Consider the following 23,476-nt stretch of genomic DNA (forward strand, 5'->3'; position numbering starts at 1 on the left):
ATTGGATAACCGGTTACTAAATGACTGAATTGTGCAAGGGAATTGATGAGTGGGAAGGCGCTGATACGTTGACAAATACCTTATAGCTCCTGCGCCAGATTGAAGAAGAAACCGGCCTTACCCTGCGCATTTATAGTGCCACTGAAGCGCATGACCAAGTTGTAGAAGGAAACGATATCGAGGCTCATACCAGTACCCATTAAGAGTTTGTTAGCCAGTCGGCTCTGGTATTGTTCAGCTACTGTACTATGCACATAACCGGCATCGCCAAAAGCCGTGATATAAGCGGCTACAGGTACCGTGTTGAATTGCCGTACGTGAAGCCAGTTGAGCTGCTTGCGGACATTGAAAAGCTGATACCGCAAACTATTGCGCCAGATGAACGTCCGTTGTCCATCGACTACGTTGAGTTCATAACCCCGCACCATGTCGTTACCGCTACCCAAACCACGCAGCGTAAAGTAAGGCTGGCGGGCAGGCCAGGTGCTTCGCAGCCGTACACTACCGGCCAGGTAGAATCGTTTGCCCAGTGGCCAGTACCGCGTAGCCGATGTATTCAGATCAAGAAAATGAAAGTTGTCACTAGGCAAAATACCCGATACGCCAATACCTGCCGAAAATAGAGTACCCTGCAAGGGATAAACCACATTATCGCGCCGGTCATATCGGTAAATGTAATTTATGGCCAGAAACTGAAGCCGGGTTTGTCCATCCAGGAAATAGTCGGGGTTTAACCGGGCAATCGTATCGGCGATGGTGTTGCGGACATACCGTGTATCGAGGGTATGGTAATGATAAAGTCCACGCCGGTGCGTCAGAGTTAATGCTGCATACACCCGTTCCCGAAGTACATCTTCCGACTTAACGTAAACCCATTTATCGAACTGGGTACGGTATGGGATTTCTTTGTTTGTTATATACCCAACGTCGGCTCGTAAACCTATTTTCTGTGCCCGGTCGATATACGGTTTGGAATACGACAGAATAGTTCGCTGCAAAAAACCCCTCTCGATAACAACCTGAAGCTTGTCGTTATTGCCCGTTACGTTGCGATAACTCAGGTGTCCGCCGTAAATAACCCGTCGGAAGTCGTGCCCCCGGTCGTACCACCACTCGTTGAAATTGCGGTCGGCCAGGTCGAAGACCGGATAAGCGATGAAATACCACCGCTCTTTCATGGTTACCGTTATGTCCAGTTGGGCCAGTTGAGTCGAGTCCACGGCTGGGGTAAATTCGCTGGTTACGTCGACGGTTACGAATAAGGTCGTGTTATTGATATTGCGCTGATCCCAGGCAATACGGCCGGGCAAATCGGCCAGCCGAACGGAATCCCCCATGTGAAGCGTCATTTCCCGGAGAATGATTCGGTCGCGGGTGCGGTAGTTCCCTTTTAAGTAAACGGCCCGTACAATAGCTTTCTGCGTCGAATCAACAGCCGCGTTGGCTACCACAGCAAAAGAGGGTATCAGAAAAGCCGTGAGCAGTAAAATACGAAGCAGCCACTTTTTCGGAATCATTCTCAAAAGTACGGCTTTTCAAAAAAATAAGACAAGTAAATCTCCGTATGCTGCAAATCAGTACGTATTATTGTTGGCTATTCTCTGAGATCAACAACCATTCTATAAATATAACGCAATCAATGCAAACAGGAAATATTCAAAAGCCGAAAGCAACAGGTAAGCCCAGTTTGAGCTTCTGGCAAATCTGGAATATGAGTTTCGGATTTCTGGGCATTCAATATGGGTTCGGTTTGCAACAAGCTAATATGAGCCCAATATACCGCTATCTGGGAGCCGACGAAGCCTCCATTCCGGGTCTTTGGCTGGCTGGACCATTAACCGGTCTATTGCTCCAGCCTATAGTAGGTGCCATCTCGGACAAGAGCTGGTCGCCACGTTGGGGTCGCCGGAAACCCTTTATCCTGGCGGGCGCATTGGCGGGTAGTATTGCCATGATGCTGATGCCTAATTCGTCCTACATCTGGATGGCTGCCGGACTGATGTGGATGCTCGATGCGGGATTGAATTCGGCCATGGAGCCGTTCCGGGCGTTTGTTGGCGACATGCTCAATGACAAGCAGCGACCTACCGGTTTTGCCATACAATCCTTTATGGTTGGGTTTGGGCAGACCCTGGCGAATCTGATGCCCTATCTGCTGCCCCTGCTGGGTATATCGATGGTTATGTCGGAAGATCAACTGGTGAATGGTATTCCCAACTCCGTGCGTTATCCGTTTTACATTGGGGCAGCGGCAATTCTAATCTCGGTGTTCTGGACAATCCGGACAACGAAAGAATACCCCCCCGTCAACGACAAGTACAAAGAACCACACGTTTTTACCGATGTCGAAAAAAAGTCGATTTCGTTCTGGCACCTGGCGTTAGCCTTGGGAGGGGCTATCCTGGCTTTCTTTTTTGCAGCACGAATTGGCGGTTTAGCGACCGGCTCACTGTGGGGCCTGGGTGTATTTGTGGGTAGCTATCTGTTTCTGATGCTACCTATTTTCAAAGAAGTGCTGGCTTCGCTCTCGGCCATGCCAACGGTTATGAAACAACTGTGGTGGGTTAAATTTTTCACCTGGTATGGACTGCCGCTCATGTGGCAGTACCTATCGCTGGCCGTAGCCCGATACGCTTTCAATGCTCCGGATGCAGTGTCTAATAAAATTGGATTTGAAGAAGGCACAAAATGGGGAGGGCTTTGCTTTGCTATGTTCAGCATTTCCTGTGCCTTTATTTCGTTCTTTATTCCCCGCATTGCCAAAGCCATCGGCAGTGCACGGGCTACCCATGCCCTGTTCCTTACCATTGGAGCGATGGGCTTCTTTCTGACGCTTACCTCTACCGATAAGCTGATTTACCTTGTTGGCATGACAATTATTGGGTTTGCCTGGGGGTCAATTATGTCGATGCCCTATCTGCTACTGGCCAGCGCGGTTCCAAAAGAACGCATGGGCGTTTATATGGGTATTTTCAATGGCTTTATTTGTGTACCACAGTTCATCGGCATGCTCACTGTGCCTCTCTATTACAAACCCATTTTGGGCGACGATCCGCGCAACGCACTGGTATTGGCCGGTATCTGTCTGTTGCTGGCAGCCGCTTCCTGCTTCCTGGTGAAAGAGATCAAAACGACCGACGAAGCAACCGTACCAGTTGAACTAGGTTAAAATAAACGGAATATATTTTCTACGACCCGTAGGCGGCTCTAGTACGATTTTTTTCCACGCCGGGAAAAACCGTAATTCGTACATCGTAACGAAGCCGCCCGCGCGGTCGTAATTCATTTACATGACAACCTCACCCCGCCCCTACGCCCTTCTTTCGGTCGGCGAACTTCTGGCTGATCTGATTGGCCACCATGTTTCGAACAGTTTACTGGACGCGCAGGATTTTCGCCGTTATCAGGGCGGAAGCCCGGCCAACATGGCCACCAACATGGCCCGGCTGGGTAATCCTACAGCCCTGGTTTCCTGCGTTGGTAACGACAACATCGGGCGCTACCTGACCCGCCAGATCGAAGAATCGGGGGTAGATACCCAGTTTATCAGCTACGACCCACTGGCACCCACCAGCATCGTACTGGTTTCCCGAACGGCCGGCACACCCGATTTCGTAGCCTACCGTCATGCCGACTGCCGCATTCATCCCGAACAGCTACCCGATTCGTTGCTGGTACAAGCTCAGTTGTTTCATACGACCTGCTTCGCTTTGAGCCAGCAACCGGCACAGGACGCCATTGTTGATGCCGCCAAACGGGCGAAAGCCGCCGGTTGTCAGGTAACAATCGATACAAATTATGCGCCCAGCATATGGCCCGATCGTGACCAAGCCTGGCGCGTGATTAGTGAGTACTGTTCAGCGGGTGCATTGGTAAAAATCAGCGAAGACGACGCCGAGCGACTTTATGGAGGCCCACAAGCGCCAGATCGGATATTGACTGATTTTCATAAAATGGGGGCCATACTCATTTGTCTGACCCTGGGCCCCAACGGGAGCCTGGTTTCGTACGATGGTGGAGCCAAACAATCACGGATACCGGGCAAAAAGATCGATGTTGTCGATGTTACCGGTGCTGGTGATGCATATTGGGCAGGCTTTCTGACAGCTTATCTGGATGGCTATGCCCCCGGCAACTGCGCCCATGCCGGAGCAGCCTTAGCCAAAATGAAACTTACCCGACAGGGGCCATTGCCGGATAAAGTTGATAGAAAGTTGCTATACGATCAATTTGAGTAAAGTTTACACACAGTCAACTAAACGGGTGAGATTCTTTAAGGATCTCACCCGTTTATCGTTTAATAGTAAAAATTTTAGGCATTTGTATCATATAAGTTAATTGATTACTTTTATTTATAACTCCAACTAATAGTTTATATGAAAAAAAATAATAGAGTGTGGGTTGCTCAGGCAGCCGCTATTACAATTTTAGCCTCAATGTCGATCATTAGCTGTCAGCCGGTAGACGTTGATTCATCAACAAATAAACTAATTTCAAGTGCCAATGCCCGTTTAAGTGCCGGACAGGATTATGTAGACGGTGAATTACTTTTGCAGTTCGAAGAGGGTACGAGTGAGGACGTCAAACAAAAAGCATTTGACAAAGTCAAAGGCATACCCGCCGAAAAGATTCTGACCAAGGCTATGGAGCGGGCCAGTAAAAAAGAAGGACTTCTGGTGGTAAAAGTGAACAAGAATGTGCTGGAAGCCATCGCCGATTTAAATAGTACGCCCGGTGTTGCCTTCGCTGAGCCTAACTTCATCTATACCCACGCGGCAGTGTCCACTGATCCTTATTTTACCAATGGTTCGCTTTGGGGTATGGATGCGAAAAATGTATATGGTAGCCAGGCGTCTACGGCCTGGGCGGCAGGTAGAACAGGATCAGCCTCTGTTGTCGTAGGAGTTATTGATGAAGGCATACAGTTCGACCACCCGGATTTAGCGGGTCAGGTCTGGACAAACCCATTCGACCCTGTCGATGGACGGGACAACGACGGAAATGGCTACGTTGATGATATTCATGGCTGGGACTTTGACGGCAACAATAATACCATCTACGACGGTACCAGCCGCGGTAGTTCAGACGACCATGGCACGCACGTTTCGGGCACGATTGGGGCTAAAGCCAATAATGGTCAGGGCGTAGTTGGTATGAACTGGAACATCACCATTATTTCCTGTAAGTTTCTCGGAAAAAGAGGTGGCAATACGGCCAACGCCGTAAAAGCCGTTGACTACCTGAATGATTTGAAAACACGTCATGGATTAAATATTGTGGCGAGCAACAACTCCTGGGGTGGCGGTGGATTCTCACAGGCGCTTTATGATGCCGTGAACCGGGCAAACACCAAAAACATATTGTTTGTGGCCGCTGCGGGCAACGGTGGAAGCGATGGTGTAGGTGATAACAACGATGTTGTTGCCAGCTATCCGTCGAACATGGATTTACCGAACGTTATAGCCGTAGCAGCCATAACCTCAACGGGAGCTATATCGTCTTTTTCAAATTACGGCGCAAAAACGGTTGATCTGGGCGCTCCCGGTCAGGCGATCTGGTCATCTACTGCGTATAACATCTACGAATCGTACAGCGGCACGTCGATGGCCACACCGCACGTAACCGGGGCTGTTGCGTTGTATGCATCGGTCAAGCCGGGTTCAACAGCCGCTCAAATTAAAGCGGCTATTTTAAACAGCGCCGTGCCAACCTCATCCCTAAGCGGCAAAACCGTAACAGGTGGCCGATTGAATGTCAACGCAGCCCTTTCGTTGTAAGACGGCGGCAAGGCATATTTCTATAAAAGAATAAGCGGAGGTCCATCCTCCGCTTATTCTTTTATACACCTGTCAGTAGTAGCTACAATGAGGACGGCATTAAACGATCAATAGCTGCCAATATACCAACTACGGCATCAGCTTGCTTAACACATAATAATTAGCATCAATGGTTAACGTAGTTTCATTTTTGGCGGGCAGCGTTTTCCATTGAGTTGTTGGCTGGATGCTACTGTAAGGGCCCGACTCGCCCAGACAGACCTTAACGGGCATTGCAAAGCCGGAAACACAATTGGCCCAGCGGTATTGAAAACCACCCGCAACCGGCCGATATTCCAGTACCGGAATTTTAGCAGTCCGCAGATACTGGTCAAATACGGACTTTAAGTTGATCCCTGCCTGCTGGCTCACGTACTGTTCGATCTGGGCCGACGTAACGGTCTTATGGTAAAACGTCTTGTTCAAACCACGCAGAATTTGCCGCCACTTTGTATCATCATTTACCAGTTGCCGAATGGTGTGCAGCATATTGCCTCCTTTGTAGTACATGTCCGATGACCCTTCATGATTCACATTGTACACCCCAATAATTGGGCGGTCGTTGCGGATGTTGGCCCGGCAGCCGATCACGTACTGCGCCCCCGCATCTTTGCCATAGTAATATTCCGTAAAGAGGCATTCCGAGTAGTTGGTAAAACTCTCGTGAATCCACATGTCGGCCACGTCCTTATACGTAATGTTGTTGGCGAACCACTCGTGACCCGATTCATGGACGATGATAAAATCCCAGAGCAGCCCCCAGCCCGTTCGGGAAAGGTCACGGCCCAGATAGCCATTTCGAAAATGGTTGCCGTACGTCACCGAGCTTTGGTGCTCCATGCCCAGGTAAGGCGTCTCGACCAGCTTATAGCCATCCTCGTAAAACGGATACGGTCCAAACCAATACTCAAACGCCTTCAGCATTTTCGGCACCTGTTTAAATTGAGTCCGGGCAGAATCACCATGCTCGGGCAGGGCATAATAGTTTAGTGCAAGCGGACCTTTTTCGCCGGTGTACGTTTCTGACCAATGTTCGTAGCGACCAATATTAAGATTGACGCCGTAATTATTGATTGGATTGACCACATACCAGTCAAATGTGCGGGTATGATCGTTGTTCGTCGTTACCCGTCGAAGTCGACCATTCGAAACGTCGGTCAGATCTTCGGGAACCGTCACGCTGATCGCCATTGAATCCGGCTCGTCGTACATGTGATCTTTACAGGGCCACCACGCGCTGGCCCCCAGCCCCTGGCAGGCAGTGGCAATGAACCAGTTTCCCGACTTATCCCGCGACCAGACTAGCCCGCCATCCCAGGGTGGTCGTTTGGCAACCCGGGGTTTACCCCCGTAAAACACCGTTATTGACTCTGTCTGACCGATTTTTTGCGGCTTTGTCAGCGTTACGAAATACGCATTACCGTCCTGCCGAACGGCCATTGACTGCCCATCCTGCTCAACACGCAGCACTTTTAACGGCCGTTGTAAGTCGACCTGCATGGTCTGACCCGGTTTTAGCACCCGGTATCGAATTAGGGTCGAGCCGGTCAGAGTGCTGTCTGTCGGTTGCACGCGGACGGTTAAGTGATAGAACGCCAGATCCCACCAGGCCCGTTCGGGTGTGATGGAGCCACGAAGCGTATCGTCGTGGGTAAACTCATAACGCTGCGCCGATGCCAGAAGAGGAAGGAGCAGCATAAGGGCGGTCAGGCGGAAAACGAAGATTGGTTTCAGGGTATGTTTTCGCATTGTCGTTCAGTATCGGGTGTTGGGCGATCGGTTGGTATTACCCAGATCACCCGACAGATCATCATTAGCGTGGTCCCGGAGGGCAGTTTTTGAGGAGATAATTCGTATACAAGGTGCGCAGATGCTGGGTTGTCCCTTCCCCTTCGCTGATACCGTGCGAGCGGTTTGGATACGGCATTACCTGAAACTGCTTATTGTATTTGATCAACTCGTTGATAAGTACCTCGGCGTTGTCGTAATGCACGTTGTCATCGCCGGTACCGTGAATATACAGCAGGTTACCCCGCAGATTTTTGGCGTACGTGATCGGCGAACCGGCTACAAAATCCTCCCGGTTTTCCTGCGGAATACCCATGTACCGCTCCTGATAAATGTTGTCGTAAAACAATTGATTACCAACAGCGGCAATAGAAATGCCCGTTTTATAAATGTCAGGGTACTGAAACAACAGGTGTAAGGTCGTGGACCCGCCCCCACTCCACCCCCAAACGGCAACACGGCTGGTATCAATAAAGGCATGTTGAGAAAATAGTTTCTTAGCCCCCATCGCCTGATCGCGGATGTTAATGCGCCCAATTTGGCGGTAGATGGACTTGCGCCAGGCAGCTCCTTTCAGATTGGGTGTGCCGCGGTTATCGAGGGCTACGTAAATGTAACCCGACTTGGCCATGTCGCCCTGGAAAAGCCGGTTCTGGCCAATGGAAAAGTCATCATTTACGGTGCTGCCTGCCGGTTCGCCATAGACGTAAAAGACGATCGGGTACTTCTTTGTACTATCGAAATCAGTAGGTTTAGCCATCCAGCCGTCGAGCGACACACCGTCTTCTGTCTTTAACGTAAAGAAATTAACGTTCGATTTGGCAACGGGCTTCACGCGGGCGGCAATACTTTCGGCTTCGTTGATCGCTTTATGGTCGGGCAGACTTACCCATTCGCGGGCGGGTGGCGTTTGGTAGTTCGTGAACGTATGCTGGCTAAACTTCCCGTTAGGTGAGATCGTATAATTATGCGTTCCAGACTGCCCGGCCGGGGTTATCCGCTCTGCTTTGCCTTTTCCATCCAGACTAGTTCGGTACAGATACCGCTGGTTGGTGTTCTCCGGCGACGCAATAAAGTAAATTTTATTAGTGGGTTCGTCGATGTGGCTAATGGTAGCAATATCGTACCCGCCCGGTGTCAGCAGCGTTTCTTTCTTACCATCCGTTGTCATTCGGTACAGGTGCCGCCAGCCGTCTTTCTCCGAAACCCAGACAAACGATTTACCGTTATCGAGCCACTCCCAGCCGCTTGGATCATCGCGGCTCCAACGGGCTTTACCGTCAATCCAGGCCTTATCCGTTTCGGTATAGATTGGTGTTGCAGACGAACTCCCTGCCTTACAGATGAACAGCTTGCTTTCATTCTGCTTTCGATTCAACTGCTGCACAATAACACTGCCCCCCGCAGGCAACCACTCCATACGGATCAGGTAATGCTGCTGCGAATCGCCGGGGATGTTGAGCCAGGCCGTTGGTGGTACGGCATTCCGGCCGTCCGTTACCGAAACGATCCCTACACGCGTGGGGGAAGGACTTTCGCCTACTTTTGGGTATTCGACCGGAACCACGTGCGAATAGGCCGAATCCGTGGTGTTCAGCATCAGGTAATCCCTGATTTTGGTGGCGTCTACCTGCCAGTAGGCAATCTGTTTACTGTCGGGGCTCCACCGAAATCCGTCTCGGCAACCAAACTCTTCTTCGTATACCCAGTCGAACGTGCCGTTAATGCGTTTACGAGTGCCATCCGTCGTTAGCTGGGTTATTTTTCCGCTGGCTACGTCCTCAACAAACAAATTATGCTCACTTACGTAACCCACCATCCGGCCATCCGGCGACAGTTTGGCGTACATCAGTGATTGGCCGGGGCGTTTTCCGACAGTTCCGGCTGTTTGACCTAGTTGCCGGGCCTGTCCGCTCGCCCGGTTTATCAGGTAGTAGTCGCCTTTGGTGTTGTATCGCCAAACGCGGGCCGTATTCGTGAAGACCAGAACCGACGCACTGTCGGGCGTAAAGTCAAAATCAGCCACCGGCATAGGCTGGTCACTGCCGGGTCGGCGGAGTTTATCTTTTCCCAGCAGAACGGTTTTGCGGCCCGTTTTGATGTCCGTTTTTACGAGATCGCCCTGCTCAACGGCGGCATAGGCAGTGCCATCGGTGGTCCAGTGCATCTGACGGCCGGGCACCTGAGCGGTTGCCTGACCTGTAATAAAGCCAATGAGTAGAGCTGGCAGTACGTTTCGTAACCTAAAAAAATATGGGTTCACAGAATGAAGTGTATGATTGAGGTAAGACACCGTCAAAAATACACCATTTCTGTGAACCCGTCTTATTGAGCGTTTAGGTTTCTCACCTATAAGAAATGGACGCTATTACGACTGCACTGTTTTCTGTTCTTCCGAAACAGAGGCCGGAACAGGCAAGCGATAGCTGCGAACAAGGAAATAAATACCAAGTAATACAGCCGGAATACTTAGGAGTTGTCCAACATTAAGTGGTAAACTATCTTCGAATGGAACCTGGTTTTCTTTCAGGTATTCGTAGAAGAAACGGAGTCCGAAAATACAGATCAGAAAAATGCCGAGCATACTTCCCCGGGGTGTCCGCTCTTTATGCCGGTTCCAGAACCATAACAGGCCGAAGAATAGAACCAGACACGACAGCGACTCGTACAACTGAGCCGGATGGCGGGGTATTTTATCGTACTCATTGTTATTCATAAACACAAACGCCCAGGGCACATCCGTCGGACGACCCACAATCTCGGAGTTCATCAGGTTTCCAAATCGGATGCAGGCTCCGGCCAGTGCCACCACGATAGCGATCCGGTCAGTTACCCACAAAAATGTCTGATTCGTCAGGCGGCTTTCTTTTCGGCGGGAATAGAGCCATAGACCCAGCAAAATACCAATTAACGCACCGTGACTGGCCAAACCCGCGAAGGGCGGGGTGATAACGGTCAATGGGTGATGAAACAACACCTCCGGTTCATAAAACAGGAAATGGCCAAAACGCGCCCCCAGAATGGTAGAAGCAACCATGTAAATCAATAATGAATCGGTATCGGCCAGAGGCTTATTTTCTTTCTTGAAAACATAGCTCATGATTTGCATACCAATCAAAAAACCCAGTGCGAATAGTAACCCGTACCAGCGCACCGAGAATGAGCCAATGTGGAAAATTTCGGGATTAACCTCCCAGATAACGTATTGAAGCATGAGAAAAGAGTGTATTACACGGGATATTGGCAAAGATACAGATTGCGGGAAAGTTTTTGGCTGTTTTCGTGTTTACGTGTTCATGATGAAGTCAATTCTGATTGGGCTGGTCAAAATTTACCAGGCTGCAGTATCTCCTTACTTTCCAAATGCCTGCCGGTATACACCCACCTGTTCGCAATACATGGTGGAGGCCATTCAAAAACATGGGTCCATACGCGGTGGCTGGATGGGCCTGAAGCGAATAAGCCGCTGCCACCCCTGGGGCGGTCATGGCTACGACCCGGTTCCTTAAGAAAAGTTGTCAGTGAGCCGTCAGCCATTCACAGTGCCCTTTCGCTGACATTTTGACCTGTTGTCGAGATTTGCCCGATTTTTGTCTACTCCTCTCCAACGTAGGACGAATGACTTACTCCTCTTTATCACTATGATTGGCATTACTCCCGATAATAAACTGAAACGCCTGATTATAGTAGGCGACCGGGTTTTGATCAAACCCAAAGACCCGTCCGACCGCACCTCCAGCGGCTTGTATTTACCGCCAACGGTTCAGGAAAAAGAACAAGTCCAGTCCGGGTATGTTATTAAGGTAGGTCCGGGCTATCCTATTCCTTCACCAGCCGAAGATGAACCCTGGAAGGAAACCGAAGAGAAAGTAAAATACATGCCGCTTCAGGCGCAGGAAGGCGATGTGGCGCTTTACTTACAACGCAACGCCATCGAATTGCAGTACGAAGGCGAGCAGTATGTCATCGTTCCACAGGGGTCAATACTCATGCTGGAGCGACTGGAAGATTTATAAGAGGTTGTTTGAGTTATCGCTTTGGCCACAACGTGATTAACTCAACCAATTTCTAATAAAGCGGCCGGGAAGCCGCTGGCGTACATATAAACCAGCGGCTTCCCGGCCGCTTTACAGCAAACACTATGCGAGGCTATTGGTTGATATCGTTGACAATCCTGCTAATGGGATTAACCTTTGTTATGGAAAGTGTAGCTAATCAGCAAAAATCGCTCAAAGCGATATTGACCGAGAAGAAAGATCATCGGCGCATTCTATTGGTTTACGGCCGCGACGATGCCCAGCATTATAGCCTCGAACAGCAGGAGGCACTGAACGAAGAGCGAGCTGGTGTTGATGAGCGTGATCTGGACGTGATTGTTCTGGTAGCGTCGCTGGTTCCCGAGCCGGATCGCCAGTTTCTGATGCACGATTACAAACTCAATCCCTCCGATAACTTTGTCGCCTGGCTGATCGGAAAAGACGGCGGTGTTAAGCAGACTTACCACAAACCCGTTGATGTAAAAGAGCTGTTCAGAACCATCGACAGCATGCCGATGCGCAAGCAGGAGAGTAAACAATGACCAGTATTTATGCCAGATTTAAAAGATTAAACAAGCTTGCTGCCAACAACACTTCCGAACGACAACTTTGTCCTCAACTGACCTTTTTTCAGTAGCAATCTTGTTTAATCTTTAAATCTTCTTAGAATCCCGCAGAGCCGCCCGTGGGGTTCTGGCTACTGATCCCCAAACTTGGCGGCTTCTGTAATTCCTTTCCAGGTATCGGTACGGAAAGGTACCGCCGGGAAGTTCTCCTGATTATACAGGTTCACATCGCCATTATCATCTGCCCAACCATACCGAACGGCTACCGGTGCCGCCACTGAATCGGCGTGAACGACCACCGAGTTTCCCTGAATTTCAGCTTTAGCGTAATAAAATTTCCTGTCGGCACCCGCTACTTCAAAGCCCTTCAGATACCCATATTTATCTTTGGCGACAAGGCCACTTCCCACACTGCGAAACGACAGTATCGCACGATTACTATCAATGCTCATTTTCTCGAACATAGGGCCGCGCGAGGCATCACCTTCTTTGGCATAGACAACCCGCATGGCTTCGGCAGCTAAGCGGTTACCAACGTCTAGTTTATTTCTCGGGTGAATATCCGAACGCTCACCAATATCTGACGTTACAGCCATGCCCGTATTGGGCAGTTGAAGAGTCATTGTCTGCGCTTCCCGAAGTTCGGCCCAGTTACTTCCATGCCGGCTATCTCCATTGGCTGCATTGTAACTAGCCAGTTGAACAAACAGGAATGGGAAATCATACCCCCAATGCTGACGCCAATCCTGAATCATGAGCGGAAACGTTTTCCGATACTGGTACGCCCGACCTGCGTTTGACTCGCCCTGATACCAGATCGCACCTTGAACAGCATACGGAATAAGCGGGTTAAGCATGGCGTTGAAAAGCTGGGTGGCATACGTATTTGGTCCCGGTTTATAAGAAGAAGCAAACACATTAGCGACCCGGTACTTCCATTTACCGGCCAGCGGAATCAGAAGTCCATCGCCTGATAGGTTAAGCTTTTGGGGCTCACCCATAAGGCCGCCACTTCCACCTGTGTCTGTTACGCGGACGGCTACTACATTCCGGCCCGGTTTCAGCAATCCTTCGGGTAGTACATACGCGCGGGCACCTCTCCCCTTGGTACTGCCCACCAACTGCCCATTAACAAAAGTCGAATCGTTATCGTCGACTGAGTCCATATGCAGCGTTACTTTTTGCAGTTTACTGCCCTCAGGAACCATAATCTCCTGCCGAAACCACACCACGCCATCCAGCGTCGGTAAGCCGCCCCACTCCCAGTCGCCGGGCATGTTCATGGCTTTCCAGTCACTATCATTAAAGGTGGCACTGGCCCACGTTTGCTCTTCAGTGGCGGTTGGTAACCCACCCTGCTGCGTTTTCAACAAGGCCTGCGTGCGAGCAGCACCACTTTTTATGACCTCTTCGTCTGTAGCGGGTAATTTGGCGGCTACTACCTTCAGTTCGTCATGCTGGTTCATGGCCTCCCGGCTGGTCCAGGTTTCGGAGTGCGTGCCGCCCCAAGAGGTGTTGATCAACCCGATCGGAACGTTCAGTTCTTTCTGCAGTTGTTTGGCAAAAAAGTACCCAACAGCCGTAAACTGGGGAGCGGTTGCCGGTGTACATACACTCCAACTGCCTTCGATATTTTCTTTGGGTGTCAGGCTGAGGTCTTTTTTAACCAATAGCTGCCGGATGTTGGGGTAGTTGGCCAGCGGGATTTCCGTTTTGGCGTTGGCTGCTGCCGCCAACGGCCACTCCATGTTCGACTGCCCGGAGCAAATCCAGACCTCACCCGCCAGTACATCATCAAACGTAACAATATTCTTCTTACCCTTAACCAGCAGTTGATACGGACCACCTGCTTCCATAGGATCGAGGGCAACACGCCATTTTCCATCCTTACCTGCTTTTGTTGCCCTGGTCTGATTGGCAAGGGTTACGGTTACTTTTTCACCGGCGTCGGCCCAGCCCCACACCGGCACCGGCTTTCGACGCTGCAAGACCATATGGGAACCGAAGACGTTTGGCAAACGAACATCCGCAAAGCCCGTTTGTGCGGCTAAAAGACATAAAAAGAGGAAACGTCCTGTTAAACGATTCATTTGTAATAGGCAGTTAAAATAAGTAATGGCACAGACCACAAGTATAGTGCTAACTTAAAAGACAAAGTTTTACTTTTATCCTTATTGCCGAATAAAACTTCCGCTCAGGCATGACACCCGAACGCATACTCATTACCGGAGCTACCGGCAATGTGGGTCAGGCAACACTGACCGAGCTTATGAAACACCCGGACAAGCAAAAATTTACGGTTGTAGCCGGGTTACGTTCGCCAGGCCAGTCAACGGAAAGGTCGAACCTGGAGGCTGACGAAATCGTTGCCCTCGACTTCGAGAAGCCAGCCACGTTCCATACAGCCCTGGCGGGTATAAGTCGTATCTTGCTGGTTCGCCCCCCTCAATTGGCCGACGTCGACAAGTACTTCAGCCCCTTTATCGACGCTGTGAGACGGGTTAACATCAGGCAGGTAGTCTTTTTATCGCTGCAAGGGGTTGAAACTAATCCGGTAACCCCCCACCACAAAATTGAGAAGCTGATTCGAGAAGCGGGGGTACCGTACACGTTTTTACGGCCGAGCTTTTTTATGCAGAATCTGAGCACAACGCATCGGGAGGAAATCAGGTTGGGGCATGAAATTTTTGTACCCGCTGGTCACGGCCGAACCAGTTTCATTGATGTGCGGGATATTAGTGCTATTGCGGCTTTGGTATTGACGGGAGAGCCGAGCGAGTTTACCAACAGGGGCTATGAGCTCACCGGCTCCGAAGCGTTGACATACAGCGAAATAGCGCGGATTTTGACAGATATCCTCGGAAGAAAGATTACGTACGCCAACCCATCAATTCTGGGTTTTATCTGGCAGAAATGGCAGAAAGAAAAGCTCCCCCTAGGCTTTACCCTGATTATGACGGCCCTGTATACCGTAGCGAAACTAGGCAAGGCGGGCGGGCTCACCTCCGAAACAGAGAATTTGCTTAAACGCCCGCCAATAACCTTCCGGCAGTTTGCCAGCGATTTTCGCGATGTATGGATCTAGCGAATGAATCAATTAAAGTCGCGACGCTTTCCCGCGAACGTCCAGCGCATTTCCCAGCTTTCGTTTTGTTGAAAATGTATACCGGAGCGTCATGCCATAACTCATACCCGTACCAGAGCCGGAAAGCTGCGCCTGTTGAACAGCCGTACGATTAATACTATACGTAACGTCGGTTGTTAAAGCGCTTCCAAGTCCCCAGAACCGGCGAACCGAAAAGCCCAGGTCGACAACTTTGCTCAAGCGTACGTTGTATTCGGCACCCACTTCGGCCAGAGCCGTTAAATTCATATTGGTGTTCGTCTGGCTGGTCAGGCGGAGGGTATCGGGAGTTTCGCGACGCCCATAATAACTATAGCCTAGCAAGGAGAAGCGGCCTTCCTGCTGGCCCGTGTTGGGGACAACCCACAACCCGCCACTCAACCAGAAACCCGACCGAAGCCAGGGCTTATTTGTCGATAAAACAAGTCGCTTTCCGCGTAAAACAAAGGCGTTACGAGCGTTGCTATAGCGGAATACCAACGGGGAGTTGGCACTCGTTACCGAAACCTGCGTGTGAATGGGCATCCGGGCGTATCCGGCTTCCACAGCCCATCGCTCACGATAGACCCAACCAACCACCGCACCCCAACCCGGCTTGCCTACTAAATCACTTTCAATAAGTCCGTTTAAGGTATTATCGAGTTTGGCACGGTCTGTCCGGATAAATCCTTCCACAGAAGCATACCAGCGGCTTTTTATGTAGGGGCCGCCGTAACGGGTGAGCAACCGGTCATATTGATGACTTCGCTCCGGCAATCGGTAATAGTCCGTTACACCCTGCCCAAAAGCAGGCATAACAGCTAAGCCGAGCAGTATATACAGCAAGTAGCGTTTCATCATCTGGTATCCGTTAGAGCGTTTTACAAATAACGTGATAAACGTTTGTTTGTTAATCACTTAGGCGCAATTTAATTAACAAAAGGTTATTAAATGGAGTAAAGGAGATACGCAAAGTGAAGATTTAGCGTTTAGAGGACATATCGCAAAAATTAACTAGCTGTTTTATAGCTAGTTAACAAAAAAAACGGGTCTCACTTAAAAGTGAGACCCGTTTTTTTGTTACTCGTTTATTCCTGACCGTTTTCTCAGCCATGCTTCATAACAGGCACCGAAATAGTCATGTTATCCCAGGCAATGGAAATACTACTGTTCGCAGGGGTGATCGTCAGTTTTTCGATGGGCGTTTTGTTCATCGAAACAGGTACTTTAACCATGGCGACATCCGTACCTTTAACTTTGTCATAATCGTACGCTCCCCACTGGCCCAGAGTGCCGTTTAGAATCACACTCCACTCTTTTTCGCCGGGAATAGTGAACAGTGTGTAAGTGCCCGCTTTGACCATCTTGCCACCAAACATAACATCGCTCTTGAAGGTCACTTCTGTTGCGTCGTTTGCGCCGGTGCGCCATACTTTACCATATTTCTCCAGGCTGTTCGAGCCATCGGCTCCAAAAATAACCCGACCTTTCTTAGAGGGTTGACCATAAACCACTTTGATGTTTTTGTCTGGACTTTCGACCGTCACTTTTGGGCTTGCAGGTGCTTTATTGTCTTGTGCCTGTACAACCGATACCATGGCAAACAGGAAAGTAAAAAGGGCAAGTAGATTCTTCATGTGCTAATGAATTGGATTGATTTATCGTTTATTACTCCATAAACGTTACAAAGTAAACGATAGTTTTCTGAGATCGGTACATCTACTACCAGAACGTTGAGGCCGGATACACGTATTGTTTGCCTATGATTTAGAAGCTATACTTAAGCTACGGGCTGTGTTTTGGTAGTGATTGAACTCTTAAAAAGCATAAAATTCAACCCACTATTACTAATCCAATCCAAAAGCAGGTAATTTTAAGGGTATAATCGTATGTAAGCATACTTTTTTCAACTTGTTTAGCCCTTATGGCAACGACCTACTTTAGTAAACGCAACCTTCAGTTTCTCCTGCACGATGTCTTCAAAGCCGAGGAGCTAGCCAAATACGACTATTTCAGCGCGCACGACCGCGAAACATTCAACCTGGTGCTCGACTCGGCCACGTACATCGCCGATACGCTCATGCACCCTTACCTGAAGGATGTCGATAAAAATCAGCCCGAATTAAAAAATGGGCAGGTTACGGTACACCCCAAGGTAAAAGAGTACTTAAAAGCCGTGGGCGAAGCCGGACTCATTGGGGCAGGTTTTCCCTTTGAGCACGGTGGGCAGCAACTGCCGGAGATGATCAGTTCCTGCGTTGGGTTCATTCTGATGGCAGCTAACAACGGTATGATGTATACGGGGCTGACGTCCGGTGCGGCTCACCTCATCACGTCCTTTGGCTCACCCGAACTCAGCGAAACGTATGTACCCAATATGCTCGCCGGTACCTGGCAGGGAACTATGGCTCTGACCGAACCACAGGCAGGTTCGTCGCTTTCCGACGTAACGACGTCTGCTACTCCACTGCCCGATGACCTGTTCGGGCAGGGAGCCTATAAAATTAAAGGGCAGAAAGTGTTTATTTCCGCGGGTGATCACGATGCCGTCGATAATATCATTCATCTGATGCTGGCTCGAATTGACGGTGCACCCAAAGGCACGAAAGGGATCTCGCTGTTCGTGGTGCCCAAATACCGGCCCGACGGCAACGGTGGCTTCGTCGATAACGACGTGACCTCAACGGGCGTATACCATAAAATGGGACAGAAAGGCGTACCCGCCATGCACCTGACCATGGGTACCAACGACGATACCATCGGCTATATCGTTGGCCAGCCGCACCAGGGTTTGCCGTATATGTTCCAGATGATGAACGAAGCACGCATTGGGGTTGGAATGACGGCTGCCGCCATTGCCACAGCCGCTTACCATGCCGCACTGGAATACGCTAAAGAGCGTCCACAAAGTCGGCGTCTTAATCAGAAGAACCTGCTCGATGCGCCCCAGACGCCCATTATCAACCACCCCGATGTTCGGCGGATGCTGCTTTTCCAAAAAGCTGTAACGGAGGGTTCGCTTTCATTGCTCATTGAAGCGGCCCGTTTGTATGACCTCAGCGAGGTTGCGGAGGGCGAGGAAAAAGAAAACGCCTTTCTGCTGCTTGATTTGCTGATGCCGGTAGCAAAATCCTACCCATCTGAAATGGGCGTACAATCGGTAAGCCAGAGTTTGCAGACGTTTGGCGGCTATGGCTTTACGGAAGACTTCCCCGTCGAGCAGTTGTATCGCGACATCCGCATTACGCCCATTTACGAAGGTACAACGGGCATTCAGGCCCAGGATTTATTAGGCCGGAAGATGACCATAAAAGGCGGCAAGGCGCCCCAGCTTCTATTTGCCGAAATAAGCAAGCTAATTGCCGAAGCCAGCACCTTCGACGACCTGAAACCCTACGCCGACCAACTAACGGCCGAACTCAAACGCACGCAGGAGGTCCTGGGTAGCCTGATGCCCCACGCTCTGAACGGTGATATAGAACGCTACCTGTCTGACGCTACTCTGTTCCTTGAACTGTTCGGGATTGTGGTCGTTGCCTGGCAGTGGCTAAAGCAAGCCGTGGTAGCCAAGCAGCTGTTACTCACGCAGAATCCGCAGGGCGATGATCTGGTCTTCTACGAAGGGAAGATTCATACGATGAAGTTCTTCTTTCACTACGAAGTCCCCAAAACGCTGGGTTTAGCCGTACGGCTTAAAGACCCGGAAGTCCTTACCATTGTTACCGAGAAGGAATTAGCGCTGTAAAGCTAATGGTCCAGGTACAAGCTCATCCGTTACATTCCTTTAGACGGCAGGAAATGTAACGGATGGTTTTTTTATAATAATACCGGGCAAAACTATGTTTTTTATCATTTTACAAACGTCTGCGTTTTAGAACCTTTACCTTTGCGGCTTCAATCGCCCGCGTTCGTAATGCCGCTGATTGCCCCATCAAGTTATGAGCCGCCTACCCGATTGTGGAACGGCCACCTGCAAACCATCATTCCCTCGCTCTTTCGCAAGGTACAGGTTACCTACGTCCGCGAACGCATCGAAACACCGGATGATGATTTTCTGGATCTGGACTGGGGTTTTTCTTCAGGAGTTGGGAGTGAGGAGCAAAAAGTGAGGAGGGCTGACGCGTCAGAAACTGCTCATTTTTCGCTCCTCACTCCCAACTCCTCTCTTGTCATTCTTTCCCACGGGCTTGAGGGTAGTTCGGGTAGTGGGTATCTGGCGGGCATGGTTCGGCATCTGACGAAACATGGGTTCGACTGCCTGGCCTGGCATTACCGCTCCTGTAGTGGTGAACTGAACCGTCAGCAACGGTTTTACCACATTGGCGAAACGGGCGATTTACACTTCATCATTCAGCACGCTATCGCAAAAGGCTACCAGACAATTTACCTCATGGGGTTTAGTGCTGGTGGTAATGTCACCTTGAAATACGTTGGTGAACAGGGACAGGCACTGCATCCAGCCGTTAAAAAGGCAGTTGTATTTTCCGTACCAGTTCACCTGCTGGGCTCGGCCCGGCGGCTCGAACAATGGGATAGCCTCGTGTACAATTACCGGTTTAACCGAACGCTTAAACGGAAAGTATTGCAGAAAGCATCGCTAATGCCGGGCGTTTTCCCGATTGACGCAGTGACCAAAGCCCGTAGTATTCGCGAATTTGATAACCTGTTTACTGCGCCCATGCACGGTTTCAGGGACGTAACCGATTACTACACCCGCAGCAGTTCATTACAATTTATACCCACCATTGCCATTCCGACGTTGCTCGTAAATGCCAAAAATGACCCGTTTCTGTCACCCGAATGTTTCCCGGAAGCATTGGGCCGGGAACTCCCCAACGTATGGATGGAGTTTCCAGAGCAAGGTGGTCACTGCGGCTTCCCATCCCGAAAGCAAGGTATTCAGGGAACGTACTGGTCGGAAGAGCGGGCGTTGCAATTTTTGACAATCACGAACTAAAGACCATACTTGTTGTATTCGTTACACCCATTGCCCCACGTTTAGTTGGGGATAGCTAATTCATCTGATGCTCACCAAACCACTCGAACAGACGTACTACATCATCGATTTTGACAGCACTTTTACAAAGGTTGAAGCGCTTGACGTGCTGGGCGAAATCTCACTCACCGGTCGTCCGGACCGTGATGATGTGTTGAATGAAATTAAGGTAATAACCGACCGCGGCATGTCGGGCGAAATTTCGTTTACCGACTCTCTCAAGTTACGGCTGCACCTGCTGAAAGCCCACAAAAGTCAATTGCCCGTTCTGATCGAAACATTGATGGGAAAAATTTCGGATTCCTTTCAGCGGAACAAGCAATTTCTGTCCGAAAATGCCGACTCGATTTACATCGTTTCCAACGGATTTAAAGAGTTTATCGTACCGATAGTTACCTCGCTGGGCATTCGGGCGGAGAATGTATTTGCCAATACGTTTGAGTTTGATGAAAGTGGGGCGATTGTTGGCTTCGACCCGCAAAATCCACTATCGGCAAACGGTGGAAAGTCGCAGGTAATTCGGAACTTGAATCTCGATGGTGAAGTGTATGTCATTGGGGATGGCTACACTGATTATGAAATTAAAGCATCCGGGCTGGCAAATCGCTTTTATGCCTTCACGGAAAATGTACTGCGCCCGCGTGTTGTCGAACATGCCGACCACGTGGCACCTTCACTCGATGAGTTTCTGTACCACAACAACTTGAGCCGCAGCCAGTCATACCCGAAGAGCCGCATTAAAGTGCTGCTCCTCGAAAACGTTCATCCAAACGCTATTCAACTCTTTGAGCAGGAAGGATTTAACGTCGAAATTCGCAAAGGAGCACTGGATGAAGATGAACTGATCGAAGCCATTCGTGACGTATCGATCCTGGGCATCCGCTCCAAGACCAACGTAACAGCCCGCGTGCTGGAGCATGCCAACAAGCTGATGACCGTTGGTGCGTTCTGCATCGGTACCAATCAGATCGACCTCGATGCCTGCACAGATAAAGGTATTGCGGTGTTCAACGCCCCTTATAGCAACACCCGCTCGGTGGTGGAGCTGGCCATCGGCGAGATCATCATGCTGATTCGGAGCATTGTGCCCAAGAGCAACATGATGCACAAAGGCGGCTGGGATAAATCGGCGAAGAATAGCTTTGAAGTACGGGGTAAAAAACTCGGCCTGGTGGGCTACGGCAACATTGGAACGCAGCTATCGGTGGTGGCCGAAGCCCTGGGCATGGAAGTGTATTTCTACGACGCCGTCGATAAGCTGGCGCTGGGTAATGCCCGCAAATGCAAATCGCTGGACGAGCTGCTGTCTATCGCCGATATTATCAGCCTGCACACCGACGGCCGGAAGGAAAATAAAAATTTGATCAGCTACCGGGAGTTCGGGCTGATGAAAAACGGCGTTATCTTCCTGAACCTGTCGCGCGGCCATATCGTGGATATACCGGCACTGGTCGACGCCATTGAACGGGGTAAAGTTGCCGGTGCAGGTGTGGACGTATTCCCGCAGGAGCCAAAGACGAACAACGAAGAATTTATGAGTGCGCTGCGTAACCAGCCCAACGTTATTCTGACGCCCCACATTGGCGGCAGTACAGAAGAAGCGCAGGCCAATATCGGCAACTTCGTACCGGGAAAACTGCTCGAATACATTAACAATGGCAGTACGTACGGCAGTATAAACTTCCCGGAGCTGCAACTTCCACTGTTAAAAGGCGCCCACCGCCTGCTGCACATTCACGCCAACGTTCCGGGTATTCTGGCAAAAATGAACACCATCTTCGCCAAGTATCACATCAACATTCACGGCCAGTACCTCAAAACCAACGAGAAAATCGGATACGTGATTACCGATGTGGCCAAGGAATACGCCGACGAAGTTGTGGAAGAACTCAAAGGCATCGACAACACAATCAAGTTCCGACTATTATACTAAAAGAGCGAACGAGTGAAAGAGCGAACGAGTGCTCTTTCACTCGTTCGCTCTTTCACTCGTTCAAAAATGAAAAATACCTACTTTACGCCTGGCCCGGCCGAGTTATACCCAACGTTTTATCAACACCTGCAAACGGCTATGGACGAACAGATTGGCTCGATTTCGCATCGAAGTCAGCAGTTTCGGGACATTTATAAGTTTGCGGATGAACAACTGCGGACGTTACTGAGCATTCCCTCAACGCATGGTATCTTCTTTACCGGCTCGGCTTCGGAAGTATGGGAACGGGTATTGCTCAACTGCGTGGAGCACGAGAGTTTTCACCTCGTGAATGGATCGTTCTCTCAGAAATTCTACGATTATGCCAACGCGCTGCACAAACACGCGCATGTGCTGGAAAAACCCTTCGGCGAAGGATTCGATGCCGCTGATGTAGACGTTCCTGCCTATGCGGAACTGGTTTGCCTGACCCATAACGAAACGTCGTCGGGTGTGCAGATGCGAACGAGCGAAATGCATAAACTGAAGCGGAAGTATCCAAAGAAGTTATTTTGCATAGACACCGTTTCATCAGCCCCCTACCCCGACCTTGATTTTAACCTGATCGACTCGGCGTTTTTCTCGGTTCAGAAAGCATTTGGTATGCCCGCCGGTCTGGGCGTCTGGATTGCCAGCCAGAACTGTCTGGCCAAAGCTGAGCGTCTGGAAAAGAACGAGTCACTTACGATTGGTGCGCACCACACGCTGCCCACGCTCTGGAAGCACTACAAAACGTTCGAAACACCCGCCACACCCAACGTTCTGTACATTTACATTCTGGGCAAGATTGCGGAAGATTTTAACCGGATTGGTATAGACACCATGCGGAAGCAGACGGAAGAGAAGGCCCGGATGCTTTATAAATTCCTGGAAACTTCTGACACCTTGTCTCCTTTTGTGAGTCAGGAACGCCATCGCTCGCAGACGGTTATCGTGGCAACCACCGGAACACCCGACAAGCCGAAATCATCAGCCGATCTTATGGCTGCCACAAAAGCGGTTAATATGATTGTGGGCAGTGGGTACGGTAAATTCAAGGATTCTCAAATTCGGATTGCCAACTTCCCGGCGATTTCCATCGAACAGGTAGCAGCATTAATTGAGGAGTTGAAGAAATAGTACTACTGGCGCCCGGCAGCTTTATAAAACGCCTTTTCCGGATTGGGAAGGGCGTTCTTTTTTTGCGCGCTATTCCTAA

18 protein-coding genes are annotated in these 23,476 nt (G+C 50.1%); 11 read left to right on the forward strand and 7 right to left on the reverse strand.

The genetic code is table 11. The features are described 5' to 3' along the window. Window positions 1-80: 80 nt before the first annotated feature. Entirely contained in the window at window positions 81-1,517 is a 1,437-nt protein-coding gene (locus ACYVJM_RS27375; protein ID WP_461151407.1) for a BamA/TamA family outer membrane protein, read from the reverse strand. Window positions 1,518-1,639: 122 nt separating this feature from the next. Here ACYVJM_RS27375 and ACYVJM_RS27380 point away from each other — a divergent pair, with 122 nt between their 5' ends. The 3 genes from ACYVJM_RS27380 (at window position 1,640) to ACYVJM_RS27390 (ending at window position 5,777) form a co-directional block, all read left to right on the forward strand. Then, entirely contained in the window at window positions 1,640-3,169 is a 1,530-nt protein-coding gene (locus tag ACYVJM_RS27380; protein ID WP_461151408.1) for an MFS transporter, read from the forward strand. A gap of 121 nt (window positions 3,170-3,290) precedes the next feature. Further along, on the forward strand, window positions 3,291-4,238 hold the full coding sequence (locus tag ACYVJM_RS27385) for a carbohydrate kinase family protein (protein WP_461151409.1): 948 nt from the start codon (window positions 3,291-3,293) through the stop codon (window positions 4,236-4,238). A gap of 138 nt (window positions 4,239-4,376) precedes the next feature. After that, window positions 4,377-5,777 (forward strand): S8 family peptidase, encoded by a 1,401-nt coding sequence (locus tag ACYVJM_RS27390; protein ID WP_461151410.1) that lies wholly within the window; start codon window positions 4,377-4,379, stop codon window positions 5,775-5,777. A 129-nt stretch (window positions 5,778-5,906) separates the two neighbouring features. Here ACYVJM_RS27390 and ACYVJM_RS27395 read toward each other — a convergent pair whose 3' ends face one another. From ACYVJM_RS27395 to lgt, 3 genes are all read right to left on the reverse strand, one after another. After that, a complete protein-coding gene (locus ACYVJM_RS27395) occupies window positions 5,907-7,565 on the reverse strand; it encodes a M1 family metallopeptidase (RefSeq protein ID WP_461151411.1) in 1,659 nt (552 codons plus the stop codon). A 64-nt stretch (window positions 7,566-7,629) separates the two neighbouring features. Then, window positions 7,630-9,771: a S9 family peptidase gene (locus ACYVJM_RS27400; protein WP_461151486.1), complete on the reverse strand. Its 2,142-nt coding sequence runs from the start codon at window positions 9,769-9,771 to the stop codon at window positions 7,630-7,632. Window positions 9,772-9,972: 201 nt separating this feature from the next. Continuing rightward, a complete protein-coding gene (gene lgt, locus ACYVJM_RS27405) occupies window positions 9,973-10,818 on the reverse strand; it encodes a prolipoprotein diacylglyceryl transferase (protein ID WP_461151412.1) in 846 nt (281 codons plus the stop codon). Window positions 10,819-10,903: 85 nt separating this feature from the next. Here lgt and yidD point away from each other — a divergent pair, with 85 nt between their 5' ends. The 3 genes from yidD to ACYVJM_RS27420 all read left to right on the forward strand — a co-directional run bounded on the left by yidD (window position 10,904) and on the right by ACYVJM_RS27420 (window position 12,183). Continuing rightward, window positions 10,904-11,113, forward strand: a complete 210-nt coding sequence (gene yidD, locus ACYVJM_RS27410) for a membrane protein insertion efficiency factor YidD (RefSeq protein WP_461151487.1) — start codon at window positions 10,904-10,906, stop codon at window positions 11,111-11,113. A gap of 132 nt (window positions 11,114-11,245) precedes the next feature. Further along, window positions 11,246-11,620 carry a co-chaperone GroES gene (locus ACYVJM_RS27415; protein ID WP_461151413.1) on the forward strand — a complete coding sequence of 125 codons (375 nt, stop codon included), beginning with the start codon at window positions 11,246-11,248 and terminating at the stop codon, window positions 11,618-11,620. A 182-nt stretch (window positions 11,621-11,802) separates the two neighbouring features. After that, window positions 11,803-12,183 (forward strand): DUF4174 domain-containing protein, encoded by a 381-nt coding sequence (locus ACYVJM_RS27420; protein WP_461151414.1) that lies wholly within the window; start codon window positions 11,803-11,805, stop codon window positions 12,181-12,183. A gap of 155 nt (window positions 12,184-12,338) precedes the next feature. On the opposite strand, the gene ACYVJM_RS27425 is transcribed toward ACYVJM_RS27420, so the two are convergent. Next, a complete protein-coding gene (locus ACYVJM_RS27425) occupies window positions 12,339-14,297 on the reverse strand; it encodes a sialate O-acetylesterase (RefSeq protein ID WP_461151415.1) in 1,959 nt (652 codons plus the stop codon). 110 nt (window positions 14,298-14,407) lie between these two features. Here ACYVJM_RS27425 and ACYVJM_RS27430 point away from each other — a divergent pair, with 110 nt between their 5' ends. Further along, complete coding sequence (locus ACYVJM_RS27430) at window positions 14,408-15,292, forward strand: SDR family oxidoreductase (RefSeq protein WP_461151416.1); 885 nt, start codon at window positions 14,408-14,410, stop codon at window positions 15,290-15,292. 12 nt (window positions 15,293-15,304) lie between these two features. On the opposite strand, the gene ACYVJM_RS27435 is transcribed toward ACYVJM_RS27430, so the two are convergent. Together ACYVJM_RS27435 and ACYVJM_RS27440 are read right to left on the reverse strand one after the other, a co-directional pair. Then, a complete protein-coding gene (locus tag ACYVJM_RS27435) occupies window positions 15,305-16,171 on the reverse strand; it encodes a hypothetical protein (RefSeq protein ID WP_461151417.1) in 867 nt (288 codons plus the stop codon). Between the two features lie 245 nt (window positions 16,172-16,416). Next, entirely contained in the window at window positions 16,417-16,947 is a 531-nt protein-coding gene (locus ACYVJM_RS27440; RefSeq protein WP_461151418.1) for a DUF2911 domain-containing protein, read from the reverse strand. 287 nt (window positions 16,948-17,234) lie between these two features. On the opposite strand from ACYVJM_RS27440, the gene ACYVJM_RS27445 reads away from it, so the two are divergent. The 4 genes from ACYVJM_RS27445 to ACYVJM_RS27460 all read left to right on the forward strand — a co-directional run bounded on the left by ACYVJM_RS27445 (window position 17,235) and on the right by ACYVJM_RS27460 (window position 23,397). Beyond that, on the forward strand, window positions 17,235-19,055 hold the full coding sequence (locus ACYVJM_RS27445) for an acyl-CoA dehydrogenase (RefSeq protein ID WP_461151419.1): 1,821 nt from the start codon (window positions 17,235-17,237) through the stop codon (window positions 19,053-19,055). A 168-nt stretch (window positions 19,056-19,223) separates the two neighbouring features. Continuing rightward, window positions 19,224-20,267 (forward strand): YheT family hydrolase, encoded by a 1,044-nt coding sequence (locus ACYVJM_RS27450; RefSeq protein WP_461151488.1) that lies wholly within the window; start codon window positions 19,224-19,226, stop codon window positions 20,265-20,267. A 67-nt stretch (window positions 20,268-20,334) separates the two neighbouring features. Further along, a complete protein-coding gene (gene serA / locus ACYVJM_RS27455) occupies window positions 20,335-22,239 on the forward strand; it encodes a phosphoglycerate dehydrogenase (RefSeq protein ID WP_461151420.1) in 1,905 nt (634 codons plus the stop codon). Between the two features lie 66 nt (window positions 22,240-22,305). Continuing rightward, window positions 22,306-23,397, forward strand: a complete 1,092-nt coding sequence (locus ACYVJM_RS27460; RefSeq protein WP_461151421.1) for an aminotransferase class V-fold PLP-dependent enzyme — start codon at window positions 22,306-22,308, stop codon at window positions 23,395-23,397. Window positions 23,398-23,476: the final 79 nt, after the last annotated feature.

Source organism: Spirosoma pulveris (assembly GCF_054781875.1).